Raw genomic sequence first — 8009 nt, 5'->3', positions numbered from 1 at the left:
GCATAAGGTTGGGCCGCGTTTTAGTGGCCAAATACTGCAAAGTTAAGGTATTTGTAAGATTTTGTGCTGTTGTAAACCTAGTCTCCATTTGGGGTTGTTCTTGCAGTATTTAATCGTGGCCTCAGTATTTTTTTTGACATTTTGGCCATCCATAGGTTGGAGGTAGAAATTTTTGAAATCTAGATGCTCAAATTGGTTCGGCATCGAATCAGGCTGCGGGAATACGAGTTTTAATTCGTCACCTTTAGTAATCTTCAGTTGTGCAGTTGATTTTGGACTCACGCAGATCCAATCGATGCCTGGGGGCGGAGAGATAGTACCGTTGGTCTCTACTGCAATAGTGAATTCGAGGTTGTGTAACGCTGTTATTAAGGCGTCATCGACTTGAAGTAATGGTTCGCCTCCAGTCAGTACGACATATTTATACCTTTGGTGGGAGATAGGCCAAAGTAATTCAATAGCGTAGGCTAGATCTTCAGCGGTTTTGAATTTGTTCCCACCCTCACCGTCAGATCCCACGAAGTCAGTGTCGCAGAACGTGCAAATCGCGTTGGCCCTGTCCTGCTCTCGTCCTGACCAGAGGTTACATCCAGAGAATCGGCAGAATACTGCGGGTCGACCCGCTTGGTTGCCTTCCCCTTGAAGGGTGTAAAACATTTCTTTGATGCTGTAAGTCATTTAGTTTACTCATCTGATTCATATTCGTGACGGGTGCTCTGACCCGCCACCGCTGAACCATCGTCAATCTCGTATTTGAATGTACTGCTCATATCCAGTTTTACGCAGTTCACATGCTGGGCACGTTCCACATCCGTAGCCCCATTCATGTTTCTGCTGTCGGGTCCCGAGGTAGCAGGTGTGAGATTCTTCTTGAATCAGGCTTACAAAATCTAGATCACCTAATTCTTCGGCCAAACGCCAAGTCTGAGCCTTGTTGAGCCACATTAAGGGCGTTTCTATGATCACTGGAGCATCCATCCCAAGGCTCAAGGCCACCTGGGTGGCCTTGAGGGTGTTGTCCCGGCAGTCTGGATAGCCTGAGTAGTCCGTTTCACACATTCCTCCGACCAACACTGTGAGGTCACGTCGGTAGGCAATTGTGGCTGCGAACGTCAAAAACAGCAGATTCCTCCCGGGTACAAATGTATTGGGAAGTCCATTCTTTTCAAACTCTATAGTTTTCTCAGCGGTCATCGCCGTATCGCTGATCTGGCCGAGTAATTTGAGGTCAAGCACGTGATCTTCACCGAGTCGCTTGGCCCAGTTCGGAAATCTGTTACGTACCGCCTGCAAGATGTTCAGTCGACATTCGAGTTCGATTAGATGTCTCTGACCATAATCAAAGCCTATGGTCTCGACGTGCTCGTACCGTTCCAGCGCCCAAGCAAGGCAGGTGGTTGAGTCCTGTCCGCCTGAGAATAAAACTAAGGCTTTGCTGTGCATACTGCTCTCCTCGGAACTGAGTCAGATTTAGCGCCGTTTTAGTTCGTGCTTGAGTTTTTCGGTCAGATATTTGGTGAGCAATCCGATATCAGTGGGCGTGTTCTGGATACCATTCCAGGGGCGGCGGTCGGTTTCAGAAATGTGCCAATCGCCACTTGTCCAGGCCGTATGAGGTTTCAAAAGTGTTAGACCTTTGATAAAGCCTTCCTTGCTGGTTGTACCTTGATCGGAGTAAAGCAACTCCATAACGAAGCTCAAAGAAACCAGGCCCGCTCCATGCTTCAAGCGCGAATTCCTGGGCGCTAGTCCTTCCCATTCAGATCTGAAAACTACGCGTACTGCATGGAAGAAGTTGTTGATTAGTTCGATGCTGCGACCCTCAAAGTCATCAAACTTCATGAAGCTACGAATCGCGCCATCATTCGCAGAGTTCATCACGAACTTCTGCATCGCCATGTCGCTTAGTACTCCTTTAGGATTCGTATGTTGCTTGATCTCGCCAAATAGAGAGGAGTTAGGCATAAAATTCAACAAATCAATAATGCGAGCAGCAAACTTACGACTGGTGAAGCGTTCGGGCAGGCCGTCAACAGTCGGTAAAAGTTCATAGATCAGCGATTTTGGTAGCGGTCGCGTATTATTAACGAGTACGAACTGCTGCCGCAGTTCGTTGTAGTCTTTACAAATCAATGCAGATACGAATACCTGAAACCCAGGCTTCTCCATCGTGGCAAGGGCGCTGAGTCGTTGTTGTCCATCGACCACGAAGCCTGGTTTGGATTCGGCAGTATCAATAACGATTTCTACAATACCCTCGCCGAGGTCTTTAATCGTTACCCCGTCTAGGAAGGCCAAGATAATTGCGTTAGGGAGCAATGCATCTTCGCGCTGAAGATAGTCACGAATATCTCTGATGTGCGAGGCGACTTGATGGCGCTGAAAGCCTTTGAGGTGACCTGCTTCATCGCGACCAACTCTCTCAATCTCAGAAAACTCCAAAATGTCCTTTGGAGTGGCCGCAAACGAAAATACATCATGCCCGGAGGCTTGTTGGGCGCGCACACCCTTAAATCGATAGATCATTGTTTCGAATGTTCCAGAGTTTTCTGAAGGTGGCGGTGGTACACACCTAAATTGTGAAATCCACGTCTTTTGTTTCGATTGCTCGCCCGAAAAATAATGGTTTCGATACCTGCTGACTGACAAATCGAACATTGACATTTTTGCCAAGGTTTATCTCTCAGTGTAGGTGAGATTAGTCGGACATGCTTGGCGATTTCTTTCTCCATTTCTATTGATGATGATATCGATCCGGAAAGAGTCAATCGGAGATAGTCTATTAGCACGGCTAAGGTTGAATCAAAGTCAAGTAGGTTTTTGTCGTAATCACGGATTGCTAAAAGTGCAGCCTTTTCTTTGATTTGTAACTCTTCCGCGCTCAGCGTCCCTTTTTTTATTCCTTGCATCAGGCGTGGATTTTCAATCGCCTGAGGAATGCGGATGGCAGTGTAATAGTCCAGTTTTTTTGTGCTGTTGCCCATGTAATAATTACATTTCGCATCTTTGAATGCGCGTATAAGGGGGGAGGTTGAGTCAAAGCTGGTAATGCCATATCCAGTGAACTCATGGATGTTCTCAGCTTTGGCAAAACCTAGTAGGTGAATATTTGTCTCGGGCTTAATAATCGCTCGAAGCTCTTTCAGAACTTCATGTATTTGGTCCACTTTCAAAGGTACAAGGCCTCCGATCGCCAAGTATCGGTACCCCATGTCTTCGAGTTGTTTTGCAGCACTCGCCATGCTTTGGGGGGACCAACCCTGTACTGCTCCAAGAGGTTCGAAAGGCCATTCCGCCTCCTTCACTAAACGCAGAAACTCTTGTGCATTTTTAAGTGTGATTTCGTACCGAAACAGCACATCTTCCGATTGGCTCAATGCTGGAGGATTGCTTGAGTCGCAGTTGAATATGATGTGGTCCGGCGAGCAGCCATGGGTGAACCCTGCATCCGAGTAGAACTCTACTACTTCGCTTGGGCTATACGCAGGAGTAGGGTGTTCTACATAGGCGAAAGCCCCGCAGTCACCTAGGACCATCGTATCTTTGAACTCAATGCCATCAAGTCGTAGAAACTTGCGCGCGCCCTCTCTCAGAAAACGCTGTTGCTCGGAAGTCGAGTACCGAACCTTTGAATTAGCGACGCCATTTGCAGGTCGCACTGCGCTCATCGAGACCAAGAGCCCATCATAAGGGGCGGGGGTCATTATTTCGTGTGCATACTGGTCATCCCAGTATCTCTTCCGGCCCGGAGCATTTCGATCGTTGATGAAATCGTAGTCCGGGTCTACGTAGTCTTGAGTGTCGGCGTATAAAAATTTCATTGGTGAGCGCTGGTCATATAGAGGCGGATCAAGGTTTCTTGCAACGCCTTGATATCTTGAGGGGTGCTTTGGATTTCATTCCACTGGACATTAATCATCGGCCACTGACCAGTTGTCCATGCGCAGTAAGGGGCTACTCTTGCCAGTTCTTGTAACACTGCTTCGTAGGTTTCGCGCTGACCACCGATTTTGGCGTAGATCCGATCCATAAGCACTCCCATGGCGATGATCCCCGCTGAGTGCATGAGTCGACTGCTCTTGGATTCAAGTGCCCAGGCCTCTGGGAACGTATCACGCACTGCCCGCCAGTAGGTTGTCAGTAGGTTGTACATTAACTCAACGTTCGCCGCTCCGTCGGTGCTGGAAGTATAGGGGGCCAGCGCACCCAACGGATTACCGATGCTGTTGCGGATCATCGTTATTACGGCGGTGTCAGTAATCACTGCTTTGCTATTTTGCTCGGACGACCGCTTTATGAGTTTGTGGAAAGGGGAGTTGGGGTCACGGCTAAGAAGCCCGCACAACTCAGCTGGTGCCTTGCGAGCGCTCAGTTCCCGGGGCAAAAGGATGCTGCCGGTTTCCGGCAGTAGTTCGTTGATCAGTCGAGTGGGCAAGGGTTTGGCCTTGTTGACCAAAATGAATTGCTCGCGCTGGGTGGTCAGGCTGTCGGACACAAAGCCGATCACTGGTACGGGAAGATCCGAATTAGCCGCTTTTGCCAACGCCAATGAACGCTGTTGCCCGTCTACGATCCAGGCAGATCTCATTCCTTCCTCCCTGATAGGGATCGTCAGAGTCCCCGCTTGCGAAAGCCCGGCATCACCTGTCGGTTTGCTTCCGCGTGCTGCAACAAAACGCAGGTCAGGAGACAGCGCTAAGATAATGGCATTGGGAAAAAGTACATTTCCCTGATTCAGGTACTCGGTGATCCCTTTGACATGGCTCTTAATCTCGGGGCGCTGAAAACCCTTGAGGGGGCTGCTGTCTTCACGCGACAGGCGGCTGATATCAGCAATTCGGACCAAATCAGATCCCCTGATGAATAATGCATACACATCAAGGTTGTCGCCTTGCGTGGTGCGTAGTGCGCGCACCACAATCGCATCTTCAGCCGTCATGCTTCATTCTCTATGCTGTCCTGACCTTTGATGTCCTGCCAGATTCTGCGAAAGCGCGATTGCTCGCAAGACACTAGGGCCTCGTCTCTTAAGTAGCGTAACAATCGAGTGGAACTGCCTTGGTAGTCAGCCCACACACACTCCAGCAAGAAGGCAATTTCACTGTCCGATGCGCGCCTCCGGATGGTCGTTTTGGCGAGGGATAAAATCTCCATGGCCGCGCTGACGCTCTTTCGGGCGATCTCAACAGAAGCACGCGACAGATCAAGAATCTCAATGAAATGACGCAGGGCTCTCTGAGGGAAATCGTTGCGAGTGCCTGGTAATATTGAGGTTTCAAGGCGCTCGTCATAGGGCATCGCTATGCGTCGTAAATGGCTGGGAAGCATCTCGATGCCTGGGCGCGAGGTGAATATTCTGAGCTTATCGATCTGCGTGTCCCTGACTTTTCCAAGGTCTTCGCCTATCAACTGGACATAGTTTGAAGAAAGGGCAATGAGCACTAAGTCGATGTCGGGTTGGCTGACGAGGTCGGCTAGGGCGCTTCCCTTGGATTGGGTGACATTCACGGCTTCCCACCAATCTGATGCGCGAGCGCCCAATTTTTCAAGGCGTGGGATGATAGAATTCGGATCCTGAGCCACCGTCAGGTTGTACGGAGGGCATCTGTGATCACCTTCAATCAACCCTAAGCCGGTCGATGCAAACATTAGCTTCGCGTCCAATTTTTTTGCTACGCGCCTTGCATCAGAAACGCTTCTGCCCACGTAAAGTGAAGATGCCATCAATGTGGTGGGGCGTTCGTCTATTTGCCCCTTCCAAGCCTTTGCCATGGCAGCAATCGATGAATAACACTCGTCGTTCAGCACCACCGGTGGCAGGCCGTCGAGACGTTTTCGATTGGTGCAATTGGTGATGATGACGGTTCTCATGGGAAAACTGTAAACCTGTTTTGACGAGTGCTGCATTTATCTGAGGGTGATAATTTACCACTTAATAACTGTATCAGCCAATGCGCTATGGCTAGTTTTTATGCGGATGGATTGGTATAAGAACGTGAAAACTGCTGCTGCTCCTCCTTCGGGGGCTGCCGTTCAATGAAGGAAGTGATTTATTGCTTAAGTTCAGCGCAATCAAGGCGTTACAGAGCCCAAACCACCAAGTGGTGTCGTTTGCGGCTACCGTTGAGCAGGTTTTGGCGATCGCTAGCATCGATCGAGTTAAGCGTGATGATCGTGGTGCCCTTCATGGCTTTCAGCGGCCACAGGTGTCCAAGCACATACGAGAGATCCGCGACTACCTCTCCCGTCCCGATGCGGTAATGCCCAATGCTGTGGTGTTAGCGTTTACCAGTGGAGTCCGGGTGGTGGAAGGAAATGGCGCCTATGCAGAAATTGAGGTGGATATTTCATCCGGCCCTCCTGGGTTCGTTGTGGATGGTCAGCAGCGCCTATCTGCGTTAGCTGGGCTCGAGGGGAGTTCGTTCCAGCTATTGGTGTCTGCTCTTGTGTGTGAAAATCAGGAAGAGCTTCGCCGGCAATTCATTCTCGTCAACAACACCAGTCCATTACCGAAGTCGCTGGTATATGAACTGCTCCCGTCTGTCAGCGGCCTTCCATTCAGAATGACTTCCCGCGCCCGCGCAGCCCGCATCGTGGAAATGCTGAATTATGACGATCGATCTTCTTTGCAAGGACAGATTAAGCAGCATACCAACCCCTCAGGGGTCATCGGTGATACGTCGCTCCAGAAACTGGTAATGAATTCCCTATCTGACGGTTACTGTCGGGAGGTGATTGAGTTGTCGGGAGGTGAGGATCGGTGTTTCTTGGCCATCAGTGAGTTTTTCCAGGCGGTCCAAGAGGTGTTTGGAAATGCTTGGCATGGTCACACCCCTAAAAGCTCTCGTCTCGTCCATAGCGCGGGGATTATTTCCATGGGGTTCGTCATGGAGCAGTTGTGTGCTACAGGAGCGCCACTGGCCCCAGTATTCAAGTTAGGCCTTAGAAAGCTACAAGGATATACAGCTTGGACGCTCGATTCGGGAGAGTGGTCCTTTAAAACAGGCAACCGGCCATGGAATGGAGTTCAGAATTTACATGGTGATATTCATCTGTTGACTGATCATTTGACCAGGGTGGTTCGAAGTTCGGAACTCGTACCTAACTAACTGGTACTCATTACTAATATTTAGGAGGCATTATGACTACTTTGGTTTCCTCGGATCTGTCTCCAGCCCTGGCCAGTGACGCCAGTGTAAAAGAGTTCTCAGAAGTTATTCTTCACCTGTCCATGGCTTTTCAGGAGGCATTGAGAAGGCTTGCAGGGCAGGACGAAGCTTTCCCTTCGGAAGGGTATGGCATGCTGACTGAAGCCTACGGTTTGCGGACGCGTGCGAATATTCTCTACCTGACGCCATCTACCCATGTGGTGCAGGCATTAAATTTTTCCCAAGCCGATTTGCTGGGGAAATTCGAAGAAATATTGAATTTTCTGAGTGATGTAACCGACTTGCACACTGTTAACTCAATTTTGATTTCCGTGATTACCATTGCATCAGCGCTGGGTGAGGGGCGAACCAAAGTTGTAGAGTTTTTGTTTGAAACGTTATGCGTCGACCTTGAGTCTTGGAAGATTTAATCTAACTGTTTTGTTTTTTGTTGCGTGAGATATGGGAGGAGTCAGTGGAGATTTTTAAAGAGTTCGTTTTTGAGGCCGCTCATCGACTACCCAATGTTCCAGATGGGCACAAATGTGGGCGTCTGCATGGTCATTCTTTTCGTATTGCAATTTATATTGATGGCCCTGTCGATAGGACGTCGGGTTGGGTCAGGGATTTTTCCGAGATAAAGGAAATTTTCGCGCCTCTGTATGAACGTTTAGATCACAATTACCTTAATGAAATTCCCGGGCTGGAGAATCCGACGAGCGAGGTTTTAGCCGTTTGGGTTTGGCAGGAGCTAAAGCCATTGCTTCCCGAACTATCCGCAGTACGTATTCACGAGACATGTACAAGTGGATGTATTTATAAAGGGCCGGAGGTATAACCACTCTCGTGTAAAAAAGTAGA

At 49.3% G+C, this 8009-nt stretch carries 9 protein-coding genes; 3 read left to right on the top strand and 6 right to left on the bottom strand.

Annotated elements, in window-relative coordinates; all coding sequences use genetic code 11:
- Positions 1–42 precede the first annotated feature (42 nt).
- The 6 genes from queE to CD175_RS15565 form a co-directional block, all read right to left on the bottom strand.
- Complete coding sequence (gene queE / locus CD175_RS15590) at positions 43–678, bottom strand: 7-carboxy-7-deazaguanine synthase (RefSeq protein ID WP_104449596.1); 636 nt, start codon at positions 676–678, stop codon at positions 43–45.
- A 63-nt stretch (positions 679–741) separates the two neighbouring features.
- Entirely contained in the window at positions 742–1443 is a 702-nt protein-coding gene (queC, locus tag CD175_RS15585; protein ID WP_104449595.1) for a 7-cyano-7-deazaguanine synthase QueC, read from the bottom strand.
- Positions 1444–1470: 27 nt separating this feature from the next.
- The gene (dbpB, locus tag CD175_RS15580; protein WP_104449594.1) at positions 1471–2526 is read right to left on the bottom strand and encodes a DGQHR domain-containing protein DpdB; all 1056 of its coding nucleotides are present in this window, start codon (positions 2524–2526) and stop codon (positions 1471–1473) included.
- Positions 2523–3821, bottom strand: a complete 1299-nt coding sequence (gene dpdA / locus CD175_RS15575) for a tRNA-guanine transglycosylase DpdA (RefSeq protein ID WP_104449593.1) — start codon at positions 3819–3821, stop codon at positions 2523–2525. The genes dbpB (CD175_RS15580) and dpdA overlap by 4 nt, the downstream gene beginning before the upstream one ends.
- Positions 3818–4939 (bottom strand): DGQHR domain-containing protein DpdB, encoded by a 1122-nt coding sequence (gene dbpB, locus CD175_RS15570; protein ID WP_104449592.1) that lies wholly within the window; start codon positions 4937–4939, stop codon positions 3818–3820. The genes dpdA and dbpB (CD175_RS15570) overlap by 4 nt, the downstream gene beginning before the upstream one ends.
- Positions 4936–5871 (bottom strand): hypothetical protein, encoded by a 936-nt coding sequence (locus CD175_RS15565; protein WP_146094582.1) that lies wholly within the window; start codon positions 5869–5871, stop codon positions 4936–4938. The genes dbpB (CD175_RS15570) and CD175_RS15565 overlap by 4 nt, the downstream gene beginning before the upstream one ends.
- A 182-nt stretch (positions 5872–6053) precedes the next feature.
- On the opposite strand from CD175_RS15565, the gene dbpB (CD175_RS15560) reads away from it, so the two are divergent.
- From dbpB (CD175_RS15560) to queD, 3 genes are read left to right on the top strand one after another with little or no spacing between them, the layout of a single operon-like run.
- Positions 6054–7109: a DGQHR domain-containing protein DpdB gene (dbpB, locus tag CD175_RS15560; protein WP_240628996.1), complete on the top strand. Its 1056-nt coding sequence runs from the start codon at positions 6054–6056 to the stop codon at positions 7107–7109.
- A 32-nt stretch (positions 7110–7141) separates the two neighbouring features.
- Positions 7142–7579 carry a hypothetical protein gene (locus tag CD175_RS15555; protein WP_104449589.1) on the top strand — a complete coding sequence of 146 codons (438 nt, stop codon included), beginning with the start codon at positions 7142–7144 and terminating at the stop codon, positions 7577–7579.
- A 44-nt stretch (positions 7580–7623) separates the two neighbouring features.
- Complete coding sequence (gene queD, locus CD175_RS15550) at positions 7624–7986, top strand: 6-carboxytetrahydropterin synthase QueD (protein ID WP_104449961.1); 363 nt, start codon at positions 7624–7626, stop codon at positions 7984–7986.
- Positions 7987–8009 lie beyond the last annotated feature (23 nt).

The organism is Pseudomonas laurylsulfatiphila (assembly GCF_002934665.1).
In the GTDB taxonomy this organism is placed as follows: domain Bacteria; phylum Pseudomonadota; class Gammaproteobacteria; order Pseudomonadales; family Pseudomonadaceae; genus Aquipseudomonas; species Aquipseudomonas laurylsulfatiphila.
This window is presented reverse-complemented; position numbering and strand designations above follow the sequence as displayed.